This is a genomic window from Halobaculum gomorrense (assembly GCF_900129775.1).
GTDB classification, from domain to species: domain Archaea; phylum Halobacteriota; class Halobacteria; order Halobacteriales; family Haloferacaceae; genus Halobaculum; species Halobaculum gomorrense.
The window spans coordinates 1-1222 of sequence record NZ_FQWV01000016.1 but is presented as its reverse complement, the minus strand read 5'-3'; the positions used below and the strand labels follow the sequence as shown (position 1 = coordinate 1222).

Sequence of the window (1222 nt, the reverse complement as noted above, 5' to 3'; positions counted from 1 at the left end):
GTATCTGTGGAGGTGATCCAGCCGCAGATTCCCCTACGGCTACCTTGTTACGACTTAAGCCCCCTTGCGAAGCCCAGATTCGACCTGGCAACCCAGGCCTCATCCGGACCTCACTCGGGTGCTTTGACGGGCGGTGTGTGCAAGGAGCAGGGACGTATTCACCGCGCGCTTGTGACACGCGATTACTACCGAATCCAGCTTCATGTGGGCGAGTTTCAGCCCACAATCCGAACTACGACCAGGTTTCTGAGATTACCGTCTCCTTTCGGAGTAGGAACCCATTGTCCTGACCATTGTAGCCCGCGTGTAGCCCAGCCCATTCGGGGCATACTGACCTACCGTTGCCCGTTCCTTCCTCCGCCTTGGCGGCGGCAGTCTCCCTAATGTACCCAACGACCTCGTGGGTCTTGCTGGCAATTAGGGATGCGGGTCTCGCTCGTTGCCTGACTTAACAGGACGCCTCACGGTACGAGCTGACGGCGGCCATGCACCTCCTCTCTGATCGTCTGACAAGCTCATCACACTGGTCTTCATTCGAACAGTCGGGGCTGGTGAGATGTCCGGCGTTGAGTCCAATTAAACCGCAGGCTCCTCCGGTTGTAGTGCTCCCCCGCCAATTCCTTTAAGTTTCATCCTTGCGGACGTACTTCCCAGGCGGTTCGCTTCTCGGCTTCCCTACGGCACAACACAGACTCGTAGTCTGCGTCGCACCTAGCGAACATCGTTTACAGCTGGGACTACCCGGGTATCTAATCCGGTTCGAGACCCCAGCTTTCGTTCCTGACCGTCAGATCAGTTCTCTCGAAGTGCTTTCGCCATCGGTGGTCCGTCCAGGATTACAGGATTTCACTCCTACCCCGGACGTACCCTTCGAGTCTCCCTGTCTCAAGCCGTGCAGTTTTCGCCGGACGCCTACCAGTTGAGCTGGTAGATTTCCCGACGAACTTGCCCGGCCGGCTACGAACGCTTTAGGCCCAATAAAATCGGTCATCACTTGAGCTGCCGGTGTTACCGCGGCGGCTGGCACCGGTCTTGCCCAGCTCTTATTCGTGCACCGCCTTAGGGTGCACAAAAGCGAAGGCACTATGCCTCCGCACTCGGAGTCCCCCTATCGCACTGTCGTGCAGTGTAAAGGTTTCGCGCCTGCTGCGCCCCGTAGGGCCCGGAATCTTGTCTCAGATTCCGTCTCCGGGTTCTTGCTCTCACAACCCGTACCGATTAT

1 rRNA gene is annotated in these 1222 nt (G+C 57.8%); it reads right to left on the bottom strand.

The annotated features are described in order from the left end of the window. Positions 1-7: 7 nt before the first annotated feature. Positions 8-1222 (bottom strand): 16S ribosomal RNA (locus BUE16_RS15925); the annotation flags it as partial.